The following is a 16,078-nucleotide window of genomic DNA, read 5'->3' on the forward strand; positions in this document are numbered from 1 at the left end:
TAACTCGGCATTGCCGAGACGAGAGAAGGATGAGGCGAATCATGGGCAACCATAGTGACGGCAGTCCGAACCACTCGGGCACCGTAGCTACGGCTGGTCAGAATGAGGTGGAGAAATTCCAGGATCCTGGAATTCCCCCGCACCGTTTGCGCCTGGCTGACACGGACCCGAAGGCCGCAAAGCGAGCAGAACGGCAGGTTGCCGTTCTCTTCGGCGCATCGGTCGTAGGCACCGTGATCTTCCTGGTGGCGTACTTCGCTATCGATCTGGGCGATGACTCCTCGATTGCTACCATCAGGCTGCAGAATGCACTGCTCGGCGTGGGTACAGCCTTTGCCATGCTCGGCATCGGCACCGGCATTGTCCACTGGGCCAAGGCCCTCATGCCGGACCACGAGGTCTCCGAGGAACGTCATGCGATCCGCACCGAAGACGACCGCCAGGCCGCGGTGCGCATTGTTGACGACATCGTGGAGGAGACGGGCATCAAGCGCCGTCCCCTGATCCGGAACACCCTGCTCGGCGCCGTTGCTCTCGCACCGCTGCCTGCGCTTGCCGTGTTCGGTGATCTTGGCCCGCGGCCCGATGACAAGCTGTCGCACACGATGTGGGCCCCGCAGGAAGGCAAGCTCAAGCGCCTCACCCGCGACCCCGACGGCACGCCCATCAAGGCGTCGGACGTCACCATCGGATCCGCCTTCCACGTCATCCCGGAAGGCCTGAACGAGCTCCACGAGGGCAAGCTGAACGAGAAGGCCAAGGCCGTCGTCCTGCTCATGCGTCTCGATCCCGCGGCCCTCAACCCTTCTGCGGGCCGCGAGAACTGGGGCTACAACGGCATCGTCGCCTACTCAAAGATCTGCACCCACGTTGGCTGCCCCGTTGCCCTCTATGAGCAGCAGACGCACCACCTGCTGTGCCCGTGCCACCAGTCAACCTTCGACCTGACCCAGGAATGCAAGGTTATCTTTGGCCCGGCCAGCCGTCCTCTCCCCCAGCTGCCCATCGCGGTTGATGACGAGGGCTACCTGGTCGCTACGAGCGACTTCAACGAACCTGTAGGACCAAGTTACTGGGAGCGTGATGAGCATGAGCGCAGCATCAAGAGCTGAAGCCCCCGCCTACGTAGCCACCACCAAGACCGGGCGGTTTACTGATTTTGTCGACGAACGCGTCGGCGGCTCAGGCATTCTCCGTGAGTTTGGCCGCAAGGTCTTCCCGGACCACTGGTCGTTCATGTTCGGCGAAGTGGCGCTGTACTCCTTCGTCACCCTGCTCTTGTCCGGAACGTTCCTGACATTCTTCTTCGACCCCTCCATGGCCGAGACCCACTACGCCGGTTCTTACACTCCGCTGAAGAACGTCGAAATGTCTGTCGCCTACAGTTCCTCGCTGGATATCTCGTTCGACGTCCGCGGCGGCCTCTTCATGCGCCAGGTCCACCACTGGGCGGCCCTGCTGTTCGTGGCCTCCGTGGCCGTGCACATGCTCCGTGTGTTTTTCACCGGCGCCTTCCGCAAGCCCCGTGAAATGAACTGGGTGGTGGGCGGCGTCCTGCTGATCCTGGCCATGGCTGCAGGCTTCACCGGTTACTCGCTTCCCGATGACCTGCTGTCCGGTAACGGCCTGCGGATCATCGACGGCGTCATCAAGTCCATCCCGGTCATCGGCACGTACACCTCCTTCTTCCTCTTCGGCGGCGAGTTCCCCGGAACTGCCATCATCAGCCGCCTGTACACGCTCCACATTCTGCTGGTGCCTGCGCTCATCCTGCTGATGATCGTCATCCACCTGTTCATGGTGGTTGTGCACAAGCACACCCAGTACCCCGGCCCGGGACGCAACGACCACAACGTCGTCGGCTACCCCCTCGGCCCGGTCTACGCGGCGAAGGCCGGCGGATTCTTCTTCATCGTCTTCGGTGTAATTGCGCTCATGGCCGGGTTCTTCACCATCAACCCGATCTGGAACTACGGACCCTACGATCCCTCCCCCGTGTCCGCAGGCACCCAGCCTGACTGGTACATCGGCTTCGTTGACGGTGCCCTGCGTCTCATGCCTGGTGTCATCGGAAACTTCCATTTCGAGTACATCATCTTCGGCCACGTGCTGACCCTGAACGTCCTGTTGCCTGCGCTTGTTCCGGCAGGCATCATCTTCACCGTGCTGTTCACCTACCCGTGGATCGAGCGCTGGATCACCAAGGACAACCGGGAGCACCACGTGCTGGACCGTCCCCGGAACGCTCCCACGCGCACCGCGATCGGTGTAGCGGGCTTCACCTGGTACTGCGTCATGTGGGCTGCCGCCGGATCGGACCTCATCGCCACGCACTTCCACGTCGCGCTGAACGACGTCACGTACTGGCTGCGGGCGCTGTTCTTCGTCGGCCCGTTCATCGCATTCGCAGTGACGAAGCGTGTCGCCCTGGCGCTGCAGCGCAAGGACCGGGAAATCGCCCTGCACGGGCGTGAAACCGGACGTATTGTGCGCCTGCCGCACGGTGAGTTCATCGAAGTCCACGCTCCTCTCGACGAGTACAAGCGGTTCAAGCTGGTCGGCTTCGAGTCTCTGGCACCGCTCCCCGCGCAGCCCAACGAGCACGGCGTCGTTGACCGCAAGGAAAAGCGCCGCGCGAAGCTTTCGCAGTGGTTCTTCGAGGACCGGGTTGTCCCGGCCACACCGGCTGAGCTGGAAGCCGGCCATGGCCACCACGAGGCCGTCGAAGCAGGCGAGAGCCAGAAGACACTCAGCCACTAGGAGCAATCCCTGCGGTTGGCAGTGAAAGGCCCGGTCCCTTGGGACCGGGCCTTTCTGCATCTGGTGCGGTCGGCGGCAGGGCTGGCGGTGCTGCGTCCGTCCCCTTCCGGCGGGCCTTGCCGGGCGGCCCTGCAAGGGCGGCGTGACTATTGCTGGCGGTACCCGGACGCGTAGTTGCGCGTGGGCCTTACTCCGGGACGCTGCAGCGGCACCCAGAGCTTGTATCTGTCGGCGCGGTAAAAGGACACGGAATAGTCCACCATGGCCCGGGCAACGAACGCGTGCCGTTGGATTTTCAGCAGCGGTGACCCGATTTCGACGTTCAGCAGCCGTGCGGTGGACGGCGAGGCGGCGGTGGCCTCGATCATGTCCTCGCCCCACTCCATTACCAGCCCGAACTGTTCGCTCAGAACGTTGTACAGCGAGGTGGGTGGTTCGCCGTCCAGGAGACCGGGCACGCGGTGGGCCGGGATGAAGTTCTCGTCCACGCTCATTGGCTCGTTATCGGCCAGCAGAAGCCGCCGGAAGCGCACCAGGGGCGTGCCTTCCTCCAGCTGGAGTTCGCGCGCGAGGAAGGCACTGGCGGCAATCTGCTCAAAGCTGAGCACCTTGGCGGCCGGCACCATGCCGCGGCGCTGCATTTCCTCGCTGTAGGAGGTGAGCTTGACCTGGAGGTCGAGTTTAGGTTTGCGCACGAAGGTACCCAGTCCCACGACGCGCTCAATGACTTCCTCGCCCACAAGCGCATCAATGGCCTGCCGGACGGTCATCCGGGCAAGCCCGAAACGTTCGGCCAGGTCGCGCTCCGACGGGAGGCCGGAGCCTGGCGGGCAGGACGTGGCAATGTACGTCCTGAGGATCTCCCTCAGCTGGACGTAGATAGGGATGCCGCTTTTTCTGTCGATCTCACCGGCGATGCCGGAGGCATTAGCGGCCATGACCGCCGCTCCTGGGATGCATGTTCACATCTCAAGGTTAAGCCCATCCGCCGTCAGGTCTAGACCAGCCACCACCAGCGCTGCCCGGAGCCCTGCCGTACGGATATTCTTAAGGACGAACGTAGAAGACGACGGCGTCATCCGTCCGAATAGAGGAGTCCTGTTGCCAGTTCGTAAGGCAATCGTTTCAGCAGCCATTGGCCTGCATGCCCGCCCTGCCGCGGTATTTGTCCGGGCCGTGACGGAGACCGGTTTGCCGGTGACCATCCGGAAGGACGGCATTGCCGCCGTGGATGCCCGCTCGCTGCTGGAGGTCATGACAGCTGACTTTGACTGTGGCTGCGAAGTGGAACTGGGAGTGACTGAATCCGCGCTGCCAGCAGGCCGCAGCCTCATCGACGCCGAAGACGCCCTCACAGGACTTGCCAGGCTGATTGAGTCGCAGAAGACCGCTGAGCTCTTGTAGGGCCAAAATGAAAACGAACGACGGCGGGCCCCACCGAGAGGTGGGGCCCGCCGTCGATACTGGGCTTCTTTACAGCCCGTTTCAGAACCTAGTGCGCGTGGTCGCCGCGGCTGTACTCGTAGACCCAGCCGACAAGGGCCACGAGGGCCATGCCGGCCGCGATGAAGACCATCCAGAATCCTACGGCCAGACCCAGGAAGCCCGTTGCACAGGACAGGCCGAGCACGAGCGGCCACCAGCTCCAGGGGCTGAAGTGCCCCTGCTCGCCTGCGCCCTCGTGGATCTCGGCATCGCTGCGGTCCTCGGGGCGCATGCCAACACGCTTGCCCGTGAATCCTAGGTAGGCGCCGATCATGCCGGCAAGGCCACCCACAAGGAGAATGCCCAGGATGCCTACCCACTCAGACCAGTTGGTGAGGAAACCGTAAATCAGGGACACCGGTACGAAGAAGAAGACTCCGGCTCCAAAAATCCAAGATTCGATCTTCACTGCGCGGTGTCCTTCTGGTCGGCGTTACCGAGCACAGCTGCTGCCGGTGCCGGTGACTCAATGGTGTGTGACTGGGAGAGCTCAGGGTGGTGCAGGTCCAGTGCCGGACGCTCCGAGCGGATGCGCGGCAGGGACGTGAAGTTGTGCCGCGGCGGCGGGCAGGACGTCGCCCACTCCAGTGATGCGCCGAATCCCCACGGGTCATCGACCATGACTTTTTCGTTACTGCGGGCGGTGATGTAGACGTTCCAGAAGAACGGGATCAGCGACGCACCGAGCACGAACGAGGAAATGGTGGAGAACTGGTTCATCCAGGTGAAGTTGTCCTGCGGCATGTAGTCCGCATAGCGCCGGGGCATGCCTTCGACGCCGAGCCAGTGCTGGATCAGGAACGTGCCGTGGAAGCCGAGGAACAGCATCCAGAAGTGGATCTTGCCGAGCCGTTCGTTCAGCATCTTCCCTGTCCACTTCGGCCACCAGAAGTAGAAGCCGGCGAACATCGCGAACACCACGGTGCCGAACACCACGTAGTGGAAGTGCGCCACCACGAAGTAGGAGTCCGAGACGTGGAAGTCCAGCGGCGGCGAGGCCAGGATGATGCCGGTGAGGCCGCCGAAGAGGAACGTGATGAGGAAGCCGATGCTCCACAGCATGGGGGTCTCAAAGGTGATCGATCCGCGCCACATGGTGCCGATCCAGTTGAAGAACTTCACGCCCGTGGGTACCGCGATGAGCATGGTCATGAAGGAGAAGAACGGCAGCAGAACCGAGCCGGTGACGTACATGTGGTGCGCCCACACGGTCACGGAGAGTGCAGCGATGGCGATCGTGGCGTAGACCAGGCCCTTGTAGCCGAAGATCGGCTTGCGGCTGAACACCGGGAAGATCTCGGAGACGATGCCGAAGAACGGCAGCGCGATGATGTACACCTCGGGATGGCCGAAGAACCAGAACAGGTGCTGCCACAGAACGGCCCCGCCGTTGTCCGGATCGAAGATGTGCGCACCGAACCGGCGGTCGGCGCCGAGGGCGAACAGTGCTGCGGCCAGCGGCGGGAACGCCATCAGAACCAGGATCGCCGTAACCAGCGTGTTCCAGGTGAAGATCGGCATGCGCCACATGGTCATGCCCGGGGCGCGCATGCAGATGATGGTGGTGATGAAGTTGACCGCGCCAAGGATGGTGCCGAAACCGGACAGCGCCAGGCCGAACACCCAGAGGTCCCCGCCGATGCCGGGGCTGAACGTGGTGTTGGACAGCGGTGCGTACGCGAACCAGCCGAAGGACGCCGCGCCCTGCGGGGTGATGAAGCCGGAGACGGCGATGGTGGAGCCGAACAGGAAGAACCAGAAGGCCAGCGCGTTCAGTCGCGGGAACGCGACGTCTGGGGCGCCGATCTGCAGGGGCATGATGACGTTCGCGAACCCGGCAAACAGCGGGGTGGCGAACATTAGCAGCATGACGGTGCCGTGCATCGTGAACAGCTGGTTGTACTGCTCCTTTGTCTGCAGGATCTGCATGCCCGGCTCAAACAGCTCGGCACGGATCAGCAGCGCCATCACGCCGCCGAAGCAGAAGAACACGAAGGACGCGATCAGGTACATGTACCCGATGGTCTTGTGGTCAGTGGAGGTGATCCAGTTGACGACGATTCGTCCCTTGGATTTCGGAACTACGGGAGCCTCGAGGGTCCCGACAGGTGCGGATTGGGTATAAGTAGCCACGTCGCTCCCCTTACTTCGATTCGATCAGGCCGGGGTTGCGGTCGTACTCTTCGCCGAGCAGTCCCGTGTTGCCGTCCTGGCGCAGCTGGTTCATGTGCGCCTGGAATTCGGACTCGGAGACCACCTTTACGCGGAACAGCATTTCGGAGTGGTATTCGCCGCAGAGCTCGGCGCACTTGCCGTCATACGTGCCCTCTTTGGTGGGCGTCAAGCGGATGAAGTTGGTCTTGCCCGGGATCATGTCCCGCTTCTGCAGGAAGGCAGGTACCCAGAAGGAGTGGATAACGTCGCGTGAGTTCAGTTCAAGGTCCACCGACTTGCCGACAGGCAGGTAAAGGGTGGGGAGCTTTTCCTTGTCGACGGCCTCGCCGGTCAGGTGTGCCTGGACACCCGCTTCGTGAAGGTCCTCGGTGACGACGTCGCCCTTTTTGTAGTTGAAGTCCCAGGCCCACTGCTTGCCGCGGACGTCCACTACAACGTCGGCCGGTTTGGAGCGGTCGTCGATGGCCTGCTGGTCGCGGTCGGTGAAGTAGAAGAACACCAGGACCATGAACAGCGGGATGGTGAGGTAGAAGACCTCGAGGGGCAGGTTGAAGCTGGTCTGCCGGGGGAATCCGACAGTGCCCTTGCGGCGGCGGTAGGCCACGATGCACCAGACAATCAGGCCCCAGGTGATAATGCCCACCACGAGTGCGGCAATCCATGAGTTGACCCAGAGGTCCATGATGCGGTCAGTGTTACTGGTGGTGCCACGCTCAGTGGGCAGCCACCCCTTCTCTACCTCTGACGAACATCCAGTCAAAACCAACGCGCCGGCAATTGCCAAGCCAGAGATCGAAGTGATCGTTTTGCGTCGGCTGCCGGTTCGGTTCTGCGAACTCACAGACGGCCCTTCCTACTTGTTGCTGTTGCCAGGGCGGCCTATGGCATCCCGGCACACTAAAGGTTTTACTACTCGGTGTAGAGCTTACCGCTCCCCGCGCGTTTTCGCCCACATGTCCGCGCAGTGTGGCGGCGCCGGTTATCACCGGCGATGGTGAAACCCTGCTTGGAGATGGTGTCTTCAAAGTCGATGCTGGCGCCGCTGAGGTACGGCACGCTCATCTTGTCGACAACGACCTCGACGCCGTCGTAGTCGCGCACGGCGTCGCCCTCGAGGAGGCGCTCGTCGAAGTAGAGCTGGTAAATCAGTCCGGAGCAGCCGCCCGGCTGCACGGCAACGCGAAGGCGGAGGTCGGTACGGCCTTCCTGCTCAAGGAGGCTGCGGACCTTGCCTGCGGCAACGTCCGTCAGCTGAACCTCGTGGCTCGCCAGTTCGGCACTGGCCGTGCCGGTGGATTCGGTGCTGTTTTCATTGGTCGTAGTGCTCATTGGCCTACCTTCTAACGACGGTCCTGGCGGCCCCGCATGCACGGTGCCTGCCCCTACGGAAACGGTATGGGCTATAGCTACATGCTACGTCGATCAGACGCGTAGCTCTAACTTCAGGCGTAACCGTGGCCATCCCCGACTTGTTCCCGGAATGGCCGCGCCAGGCAGCCGCCAGGACCGGTGAGGTCAGCCGAGACCCTCGCTGTTAAGGCGTGCCAACAGCAGCGCCTCGGCCACGACTGCATTCCGGAAGTCTTCAATATGGAGTGATTCGTTGGCCGAGTGGGCCCGGGAATCCGGGTCTTCCACTCCCGTCACCAAGATCTGGGCCTCCGGGTAGAGGTCCGTCAGGTCTGAAATGAACGGAATGGAACCGCCGATGCCCATTTCCACTGCCGGTACGCCCCACGACTCCCCCAGCGCCCACATGGCGAATGCCGCAGCAGCCGAACTCCGGTCCGTGAGGTAGGCGTTCCCGCTCTCCCCGGGCGTGAAGACCACCTTGGCACCGAACGGCGCGTGGGTCTCGACGTGGCGGCGGACTGCCTCCATGGCGTCTGCCGGCACTTGGCCGGGGGCCAGCCGGAGGCTGAACTTCGCACGTGCCCTGGGCAGCAGTGTGTTCGAAGCTACGTCAACGGCAGGCGCGTCAAAGCCGATGATGGAAAGTGCCGGTTTGGTCCACATCCGCGATGCGATGCTCCCACTGCCTGCCAGCTTCACGCCGTCGAGCACCGAGGCGTCCGCCCTGAACTCCGCCTCGGTCAGGTCCACCGTGGCTTCGTCGCGTCCCACAAGACCCTCAATGGCGACGCTCCCCTCGGCATCATGGAGGGTCGCAATGAGGCGGGACAGCAGTGTGGGCGCATCCAGCACGGGTCCGCCGTACATCCCCGAGTGCACTGCATGCTCCAGGACCTGTACCTCGATGGTTCCATCGATCAGGCCCCGGAGGCTGGTGGTGAGCGCCGGAACCCCCACCTTCCAGTTGCTGGAATCGGCCACCACTATGACGTCGGCCCGGAGCAGCTCGCGGTGTGTTTCCAGGAAGGTCCGGAAGGTCGGTGAGCCCGCTTCTTCCTCGCCTTCGAAGAAAAGCGTCACACCAAGGCCGAATTCTTCGCCGAGCACCTGGGTCACGGCGCCGTAGGCTGCGATGTGGGCCATGATGCCGGCCTTATCGTCAGCGGCCCCGCGACCGTACAGACGGCCGTCGCGTTCGACGGCGGTGAACGGCTCTGACTCCCACAGCGCCGGATCGCCGGGCGGCTGGACGTCGTGGTGGGCATAGAGCAGGATGGTCGGCTTGCCGTCCGCTGCTTCGCGGCGTGCAACCACGGCCGGCCCCCCGGGGGTCCCGTCCTCCTTGTCGCAACGAAGTATCCGGACGTCACCCAGGCCGGTGCTCCGCACGAGGGCGGCGACGGCCTCGGCACTGTGGTCAAGGTGCGCGGGATCGAAACTCGGCCAGGCAATACCGGGAATACTGACCAGGTCTTTCAGCTGGGACATGGTGGTCCCAAACGCTGCGCTGACGGCGTTCCGAAGGGCGTCCGTGTCGACGCCGGCCACCGAACCGACAGATTGTTGCGGGGTCGCCGCTGATGTTGAAGTCATGGCCAAAACACTACCTGTGTCACAGACCACAACAAATAACGCCCCGACCCCACGCCGTCCGCGTCACCTGCGGCTCTGCCTGTCCGGCTGCATGACGGGCAGTCCGGCCCTGCAAGGTATTCTGTTTCCGTGTTCGGACGTAAAAAGGAAGCGCCAGCGGCGCAGGATGTAGTAGACCAACAAGCTGCCGAGGCAGCTTCCCGGCAGGCCGAGGCTGCCGGCAAGGGTGTGCCCACGCCCAAGCGCAAGGCCCAGGAGGCAGCCCGCAAGCGGCCGCTGGTGCCCGAGGACCGCAAGGCCTCGAAGGCGGCAGAGCGTGCCGCCGTCCAGGACCAGCGTCTGAAGATGCGCCAAGCGCTCGACACGGGGGACGAGAAGTTCCTCCCGATCCGTGACAAAGGGCCGCAGAAACGGTTTGCCCGCGACTATGTGGACGCGCGGTTCAGCCTCGGCGAGTATCTCATGTTCGGCGCACTGGTCTTCGTGATCATCTCCCTGCTGGTGCCGTCCACGAGTGAACAGATGATTTACGTCCTGGGCGGGTTCTGGGTCATGTTCCTGGCCGTCTTCGTGGACGTGTTCATCCTGTCCCGCAAACTGCGCAAGCGGCTCACCGAGAAGTTCGGCGACGTGGAACGCGGCACCGTCTGGTATGGGTCAATGCGCTCCCTGCAGTTCCGGAAGCTGCGCCTCCCCAAGCCCCAGGTCCGGCGCGGCCAGTACCCGTCCTGAACCCCTCCGATTTCTCCGGGCCCTGTTCCCGGCCGTGATTCAGAATGAAGCAGCCCCCGGCGGTATGACCGCCGGGGGCTGCTCTGCATTCCCGTGACAGCATTCCCGTGACTGCATTCCCGTGACTGCGTTGCTGTTGGTCCGTGTTGGACGCCACGGTCATCGGACGCCCCGGACGGGGCAGTGTCAGGCCCCGCGCCGGCTTTTTGCCAACTGCCTGTTTATGCGGGCTGCCCAGAAGGGCCCCTCGTAAAGGAACGCCGTGTACCCCTGGACCAGGGTGGCACCGGCGTCCAGCCGGTCCTGGACATCCCGGGGTGTCTCAACGCCGCCCACGGATACCAGCGTCAGCCGGCCGTCGGTGGCGGCTTTGAGCCGGCGCAATACCTCCAGGGAACGGGCCTTCAGCGGAGCACCCGAGAGGCCTCCCGCGCCGCACGCTTCAATCTTTTCCGGCTCCGCCGTGAGGCCTGTGCGTCCGATGGTCGTATTAGTGGCGATAATGCCGTCCAGGCCCAAATCCAGCGCAAGAAGCGCGACGTCGTCCACATCCTCATCGCTGAGATCCGGGGCGATCTTGACCAGCAGCGGCACGTGGCGTCCGGCCGCCTTGTCGGCCTCCTCCCCCACCGCTGCCAGGAGCGGCCGGAGTGTTTCCACGTTCTGCAGGAGCCGCAGGCCCGGCGTATTCGGGGAACTGACGTTCACCACAAGGTAGTCCGCTGCCGGAGCAAGGCTGCGCGCGCTGATCAGGTAGTCCTCCGCGGCGTCCTCAAGTTCCACCACCTTGCTCTTGCCGATGTTCACCCCTATGAGCGGGCGCACCTTGGGATGCCGCCGCTGGAGGGCAGCCCGGGCAGACTTGAGGCGGGGTGCCACCGCCGCGGCGCCGTCGTTGTTGAACCCCATCCGGTTGATGACTGCCCGGTCATCGATAAGCCTAAAAAGCCTCGGCTTTTCGTTGCCGGGCTGGGCGCGGCCGGTGATGGTCCCCACCTCAACGTGGCCGAAACCGAGTTCAGTCAGGGCCTCGATGCCGTGGCCCTCCTTGTCAAAGCCGGCGGCCAGCCCGAACGGCGACGGGAACGTCAGCCCAAAAGCACTCGTCTGCAGGGATGCGGGCGGGGCCGTAAAGCGTGCCAGCAGGCGCCCGGCGCCGGTGATGTGGGCCAGGCGGATGCCCTTGAATCCGATTTTGTGGGCGCGTTCGGCGTCCATCCATGAAAAGGCCAGCCTGAAGAAAGTCGGATATACGCGCATGCCTCTAGTTTTCCGTCTTCGGCGGTGGAGACCAAACCAGCACCGACACAAGGGTGCGCGCCACGGCCGAGGTGCCTTCTGCCGCCGCGGCTGCGGCCGCGGGGCCTGACCGGAAAGTCTAGGCTGGTGCCATGGAGTGGCAGAGCGACATCCTGGGCGGCGGCTTCGAGTCCTGTGCCTTCGGTGCCACGGGCAGTGACGGCGTCACTCGCACCGCAACGCTCGTCCGCTATGCCCCGCAGAAGGACGGCACCGCAGAAGCCGGGCCGGCAGCCAAACGCCGCGCGGTGCTTTTCCTCCATGGTTGGAGTGATTACTTTTTCAACGCGGAGCTGGCGCGTTTCTGGGATGGCCAGGGCTTTGAGTTCTTTGCCTTGGATATGCACAACCACGGCCGCAGCCTGCAGCCCTCTACGCACGGCGGGTACGTTGCCGATCTGGGGAACTATGACGCGGAAATCGACACCGCAGTCAGCATGATTTCGGAGGTGCGGCCCACGGCGCCCATGTCGCTTGTCCTGATGGGACATTCCACCGGCGGCCTTGTCGCAGCTCTGTGGGTGAGCCGCAACCCGGGCAGGGTTTCACAGCTTGTCCTGAACAGTCCCTGGCTGGAAATGCACGGCAGCTCGCTGGTCCGCCGGGCCGCCCGAACCATGGTCGAACCCCTCGCCCGGCTGCGGCCGGAAGCTGTGCTCCGGCTGCCCGAGCGTGGCTTCTACTGGCGGAGCATCAGCAGCTCGGCCGAAGGCGAATGGACCCTGGACGACAAGTACCGGCCCCCCATGGCCTTCCCGGTCCGGGCCGGCTGGCTGAGCGCCGTCCTTGCCGGCCACACACAGGTTGCCCGCGGACTCCGCATCGAGGTTCCCATTCTGGTCGTGATTTCCGGTGCCAGCGCCAACGGTCCGTTCTGGACCGAGGCAATGCGCAGGACCGACGCCGTGCTGGACGTCAACGTCATCGCCGTGCGTGCCCTCTCGCTGGGCCGGAGCGTGACCGTGGAACGCATCGACGGCGCCCTGCACGACGTCTTCCTGTCCCGTACTGAGGTGCGCACGGACGCGTACCGGCGGTTGGCCACGTGGATTCGCGGCTACGCGGCGGAGGACGAAACCTTCGACGGCCGGCTGCCGTGACCGAAGGGGAACGGGGAAACAGGAGAGCTCCTCCCCCGTGCCGCTGAAGTCCTACCCCGGCTGGTTGGCGGCGGCCACCGGATTCTTCGCGGCATCCACCGCGCCGCCGTAGCGGCGGTCCCGCTGTGCATAGATCCCCACAGCATCCCAGAGGGTGCGGCGGTCCACGTCCGGCCAGAGCGTGTCCAGGAAAACGAACTCCGCGTACGCAGACTGCCAAAGCATGAAGTTGGACAGCCGCTGCTCGCCGGAACTGCGCAGGAAAAGGTCGACGTCGGGCAGGTCCGGTTCGTCGAGGTACTTCTGGATGGTTTTCTCCGTGATGGCACCGGGCTTAAGGCGGCCGGCGGCGACTTCCTCGGCAATGGCAGAGACTGCGTCCGCTATCTCCGCGCGGCCGCCGTAATTAACACACATGGTTAACGTGCACGTGCTATTTCCGACGGTGTACGCCTCGGCCTCCTCGAGTTCACGGATGACGGACCCCCACAGCTTGGGCCGCCGGCCGGACCAGCGCACCCGCACGCCCCATTCGTCCAGCTGGTTCCGCTGCCTCCGCAGCACGTCCTTGTTAAATCCCATCAGGAACCGCACTTCCTCCGGGGACCGCCGCCAGTTCTCCGTCGAGAATGCATAGACCGTGACGTACTTGATGCCGAGCTCGATGGCCCCGGCCACGACATCCAGCAGGGCGGGCTCCCCTGCCTTGTGGCCTTCAATGCGGGGCAGCCCCCGCTGGTTGGCCCACCGCCCGTTCCCGTCCATCACGATCGCCACATGCTGTGGCACGAACTCGGCCGGGATCGCCGGAGCAACTGCTCCCGAAGGATGGGGGTAGGGGCGAACCACCGGGGCGGTCCGGCGACGGGCAGGAGTGGTCTTCTTTCCCAAGGACACTGTTAGGTACGCTCCACAAGTTTGAGGGATTTCAGGACACGTTCAAGGTGCCATTGCAGATAACTGGCCACGAGGCCCGCGGCTTCCCGCCGGTGCAGCGGTACCGAGGAATCCGCCGTCGTCCAGTCTCCGGTGAGCAGTGCGCCCAGCAGCGTGACCGTCTCGGCGGCCGGGGCCGGTGAACCCGGCGGCCGGCAGTCGCTGCAGACCATGCCGCCGAGCGGAGCCGAGAACGCGGTGTGGGGCCCGGCCGCACCGCAGCGCGCGCAGCTGGTGAAGCTGGGAGCCCAGCCTCCAGTGGCGAGGGCGCGCAGGAGGTAGGAGTCCAGGATCAGTTCCGGTGTGTGGTCCCCGCGGCTGAGTGACGCCAGGGCGCCGACGAGCAAGTTGTACTGGGCGGTTCCGGCTTCGCCGTCAACGTCTGTCAGCTTTTCGGCGGTCTCCGTCATGGCCGCAGCCACCGTGTACCTGCCGTAGTCGGCTGCGATGTTCCCGCCGTAGGCGCCCTTGGCAACAGCCTGGGTGACAATGTCCAGGGTCTTGCCGGACACGAGCTGTAAATCCGCCACCATGAACGGCTCCAGGCGGGCGCCAAAGCGGCTACTGGTGCGCCGGACGCCTTTGGCGACGGCCCTCACCTGCCCGTGATGCTTCGTCAGCAGCGTGATGATGCGGTCCGCCTCGCCGAGCTTGTGGGTGCGCAGCACCACGGCATCATCGCGGTAGGCACGCGCTGCAAATGACTGTTGGACCACGCTTAATCTTCGCACTGTCTGCCGGAAAACCCTGCTTTCCGGGTTGCAGGTGCGCCGCCGGAGGAAAGCGGCGGCGCACCTGTCAGGACTCTCAGGCCTGGGCGTCCCGAACGGCGCGGTTCACGGCCGAGATGACTGCCTTCAGCGAGGACATGCTCGTGTTCGGATCGATGCCGATGCCCCAGAGAACACGCTCGCCGACCGCGCATTCCACGTAGGCGGCGGCGCGGGCGTTTCCGCCTTCCGACAGGGCGTGCTCGCTGTAATCCAGCACCCGGACATCCACGCCGTCCTGGCCGAGGATGTCCAGGAGCGCGGCGATGGGGCCGTTGCCGGTTCCTGTGCGCCGGACCTGGGCGCCGTCCACGGTGAGCGTGGTGTGCAGCGTCATGGAGCCGTCTTCATCGGTCTCAGTCTTGACCGATCCGAGGGAATACCGGCCCCACTGGCGGTCGGCCGAGTCGGATGGCAGGTACTCGTCCTGGAAGAGCTGCCACAGCTGGGCGCCGCTGACTTCGCCGCCCACGGTGTCCGTGCGGCGCTGGATGACGCCGGAGAATTCAATCTGGGCACGTCGCGGCAGGTCGAGACTGTGCTCGTTCTTCAGCAGGTAGGCGACGCCGCCCTTGCCGGACTGCGAGTTGACGCGGATGACGGCCTCGTAGCTTCGGCCCAGGTCCTTCGGGTCGACCGGCAGGTACGGGACCTGCCAGGTGAAGTCGCTGACGTCCATGCCTGCTGCGGCTGCGTCCTTTTCCAGGGCTTCGAAACCCTTCTTGATGGCATCCTGGTGGGAACCGGAGAACGCGGTGAAGACGAGGTCTCCGCCGTAGGGCGCCCGCTCCGCCACCGGCAGCTGGTTGCAGTACTCCACGGTGCGCCGGACGTCATCGATGTTGGAGAAATCGATCATCGGGTCGATGCCCTGCACGAACATGTTCAGCCCCAGGGTGACCAGGTCAACGTTGCCGGTCCGCTCGCCATTGCCGAACAGGCACCCTTCAATCCGGTCGGCACCGGCCAGGTAGCCGAGCTCTGCCGCAGCGACGCCTGTGCCGCGGTCGTTGTGCGGGTGCAGGGAGAGAATGATTCCCTCACGCGGGTGCAGGTTCCGGCTCATCCACTCGATGGAATCGGCGTAAACGTTCGGCGTGGCCATCTCCACCGTGGCGGGCAGGTTGATGATGACCTGGCGGTCGGCGGATGCCTCGAAGATGTCCGCGACCGCGTTGCAGACCCTGATGGCGTATTCGAGTTCGGTCCCGGTGAACGATTCCGGCGAGTACTCGTACGTGATGTGCGTGTCCGCCAGCGTTTCCTCGTACTTCTTGCACAAGCGTGCGCCCTGGAGCGCGATGTCCAGGATGCCGTCCTCGTCCTGGTTGAAAACGACACGGCGCTGCAGGACCGACGTCGAGTTGTACAGGTGCACGATGGCCTGCTTCGCGCCGACCAGGGATTCGTAAGTCCGCTCGATCAGGTGCTCGCGGGCCTGGGTCAGCACCTGGATGGTGACGTCATCCGGGATGTGGTTGCCTTCGATGAGCTGCCGGACGAAGTCGAAGTCGGTCTGCGAGGCGGACGGGAAGCCGACCTCGATTTCCTTGTAGCCCATGCGGACCAGCAGTTCGAACATCTTCATCTTGCGGGCCGGGCTCATGGGGTCGATCAGCGCCTGGTTGCCGTCGCGCAGATCCACGGCACACCAGCGGGGGGCCTTGGTGATGACCTTGTCCGGCCAGGTGCGGTCCGGCAGTTCGACGGTGATCTGGTCCTGGAACGGTACGTAGCGGTGGACCGGCATTCCTGAGGGCTTCTGTGCGTTTCGCATTACTATCGGGGCCTTTTCTGTGGTTCCTGTTTGAAAGGGTGGCCGGGCAACACAAACTCCGCGACGAGGGTGGGCCTTGCGCTAGATCGCGTCTGAGG

General features: G+C 64.2%; 15 protein-coding genes. 5 read left to right on the forward strand and 10 right to left on the reverse strand.

Features of this window, described 5'->3' with window-relative positions:
* The first annotated feature begins 41 nt into the window (after positions 1-41).
* Both qcrA and qcrB read left to right on the forward strand, forming a co-directional pair.
* Complete coding sequence (gene qcrA / locus AC1DDG_RS06930; protein ID WP_230119429.1) at positions 42-1,112, forward strand: cytochrome bc1 complex Rieske iron-sulfur subunit; 1,071 nt, start codon at positions 42-44, stop codon at positions 1,110-1,112.
* Positions 1,090-2,760 carry a cytochrome bc1 complex cytochrome b subunit gene (qcrB, locus tag AC1DDG_RS06935; RefSeq protein ID WP_476875476.1) on the forward strand — a complete coding sequence of 557 codons (1,671 nt, stop codon included), beginning with the start codon at positions 1,090-1,092 and terminating at the stop codon, positions 2,758-2,760. The genes qcrA and qcrB overlap by 23 nt, the downstream gene beginning before the upstream one ends.
* Before the next feature lie 146 nt (positions 2,761-2,906).
* Here qcrB and AC1DDG_RS06940 read toward each other — a convergent pair whose 3' ends face one another.
* Complete coding sequence (locus AC1DDG_RS06940; RefSeq protein ID WP_476875477.1) at positions 2,907-3,698, reverse strand: GntR family transcriptional regulator; 792 nt, start codon at positions 3,696-3,698, stop codon at positions 2,907-2,909.
* Positions 3,699-3,861: 163 nt separating this feature from the next.
* On the opposite strand from AC1DDG_RS06940, the gene AC1DDG_RS06945 reads away from it, so the two are divergent.
* Positions 3,862-4,164, forward strand: coding sequence for an HPr family phosphocarrier protein (locus AC1DDG_RS06945; RefSeq protein ID WP_476875478.1), 303 nt, complete (start codon positions 3,862-3,864; stop codon positions 4,162-4,164).
* Between the two features lie 88 nt (positions 4,165-4,252).
* Here AC1DDG_RS06945 and AC1DDG_RS06950 read toward each other — a convergent pair whose 3' ends face one another.
* The 5 genes from AC1DDG_RS06950 to AC1DDG_RS06970 all read right to left on the reverse strand — a co-directional run bounded on the left by AC1DDG_RS06950 (position 4,253) and on the right by AC1DDG_RS06970 (position 9,366).
* A complete protein-coding gene (locus tag AC1DDG_RS06950; RefSeq protein ID WP_230119433.1) occupies positions 4,253-4,654 on the reverse strand; it encodes a cytochrome c oxidase subunit 4 in 402 nt (133 codons plus the stop codon).
* Positions 4,651-6,378 (reverse strand): aa3-type cytochrome oxidase subunit I, encoded by a 1,728-nt coding sequence (gene ctaD, locus AC1DDG_RS06955; protein WP_230119434.1) that lies wholly within the window; start codon positions 6,376-6,378, stop codon positions 4,651-4,653. Before ctaD ends, AC1DDG_RS06950 begins: the two co-directional genes overlap by 4 nt.
* A gap of 10 nt (positions 6,379-6,388) precedes the next feature.
* Entirely contained in the window at positions 6,389-7,261 is an 873-nt protein-coding gene (gene ctaC / locus AC1DDG_RS06960; protein WP_476875479.1) for an aa3-type cytochrome oxidase subunit II, read from the reverse strand.
* A gap of 68 nt (positions 7,262-7,329) precedes the next feature.
* Positions 7,330-7,749 (reverse strand): HesB/IscA family protein, encoded by a 420-nt coding sequence (locus tag AC1DDG_RS06965; RefSeq protein ID WP_476875480.1) that lies wholly within the window; start codon positions 7,747-7,749, stop codon positions 7,330-7,332.
* Positions 7,750-7,935: 186 nt separating this feature from the next.
* Positions 7,936-9,366 (reverse strand): M20/M25/M40 family metallo-hydrolase, encoded by a 1,431-nt coding sequence (locus AC1DDG_RS06970; RefSeq protein WP_476875481.1) that lies wholly within the window; start codon positions 9,364-9,366, stop codon positions 7,936-7,938.
* Between the two features lie 129 nt (positions 9,367-9,495).
* Between AC1DDG_RS06970 and AC1DDG_RS06975 the strand changes: the two genes are divergently transcribed.
* Complete coding sequence (locus tag AC1DDG_RS06975) at positions 9,496-10,098, forward strand: DUF3043 domain-containing protein (protein ID WP_476875482.1); 603 nt, start codon at positions 9,496-9,498, stop codon at positions 10,096-10,098.
* A 186-nt stretch (positions 10,099-10,284) separates the two neighbouring features.
* Here AC1DDG_RS06975 and AC1DDG_RS06980 read toward each other — a convergent pair whose 3' ends face one another.
* The gene (locus AC1DDG_RS06980; protein ID WP_476875483.1) at positions 10,285-11,358 is read right to left on the reverse strand and encodes a quinone-dependent dihydroorotate dehydrogenase; all 1,074 of its coding nucleotides are present in this window, start codon (positions 11,356-11,358) and stop codon (positions 10,285-10,287) included.
* 131 nt (positions 11,359-11,489) lie between these two features.
* On the opposite strand from AC1DDG_RS06980, the gene AC1DDG_RS06985 reads away from it, so the two are divergent.
* Complete coding sequence (locus AC1DDG_RS06985) at positions 11,490-12,497, forward strand: alpha/beta hydrolase (RefSeq protein ID WP_476875484.1); 1,008 nt, start codon at positions 11,490-11,492, stop codon at positions 12,495-12,497.
* Between the two features lie 51 nt (positions 12,498-12,548).
* Here the strand turns inward: AC1DDG_RS06985 and AC1DDG_RS06990 are convergent, their stop codons facing one another.
* The 3 genes from AC1DDG_RS06990 to leuA form a co-directional block, all read right to left on the reverse strand.
* A complete protein-coding gene (locus AC1DDG_RS06990; RefSeq protein WP_476875485.1) occupies positions 12,549-13,394 on the reverse strand; it encodes an isoprenyl transferase in 846 nt (281 codons plus the stop codon).
* Positions 13,395-13,396: 2 nt separating this feature from the next.
* The gene (recO, locus tag AC1DDG_RS06995; protein WP_476875486.1) at positions 13,397-14,149 is read right to left on the reverse strand and encodes a DNA repair protein RecO; all 753 of its coding nucleotides are present in this window, start codon (positions 14,147-14,149) and stop codon (positions 13,397-13,399) included.
* A 91-nt stretch (positions 14,150-14,240) separates the two neighbouring features.
* Complete coding sequence (leuA, locus tag AC1DDG_RS07000) at positions 14,241-15,980, reverse strand: 2-isopropylmalate synthase (protein ID WP_476875487.1); 1,740 nt, start codon at positions 15,978-15,980, stop codon at positions 14,241-14,243.
* Positions 15,981-16,078 lie beyond the last annotated feature (98 nt).

The sequence above is a fragment of the Arthrobacter sp. 10L430 genome, from assembly GCF_056395245.1.

Excerpts from the sequence above, each read along its gene's own strand:
- qcrA (WP_230119429.1), top strand. The coding sequence starts at position 42 with ATGGGCAACCATAGTGACGGCAGTCCGAACCACTCGGGCACCGTAGCT.
- qcrB (WP_476875476.1), top strand. The coding sequence starts at position 1,090 with ATGAGCGCAGCATCAAGAGCTGAAGCCCCCGCCTACGTAGCCACCACC.
- AC1DDG_RS06940 (WP_476875477.1), bottom strand. The coding sequence starts at position 3,698 with ATGGCCGCTAATGCCTCCGGCATCGCCGGTGAGATCGACAGAAAAAGC.
- AC1DDG_RS06965 (WP_476875480.1), bottom strand. The coding sequence starts at position 7,749 with ATGAGCACTACGACCAATGAAAACAGCACCGAATCCACCGGCACGGCC.
- AC1DDG_RS06970 (WP_476875481.1), bottom strand. The coding sequence starts at position 9,366 with ATGACTTCAACATCAGCGGCGACCCCGCAACAATCTGTCGGTTCGGTG.
- AC1DDG_RS06980 (WP_476875483.1), bottom strand. The coding sequence starts at position 11,358 with ATGCGCGTATATCCGACTTTCTTCAGGCTGGCCTTTTCATGGATGGAC.
- AC1DDG_RS06985 (WP_476875484.1), top strand. The coding sequence starts at position 11,490 with ATGGAGTGGCAGAGCGACATCCTGGGCGGCGGCTTCGAGTCCTGTGCC.
- leuA (WP_476875487.1), bottom strand. The coding sequence starts at position 15,980 with ATGCGAAACGCACAGAAGCCCTCAGGAATGCCGGTCCACCGCTACGTA.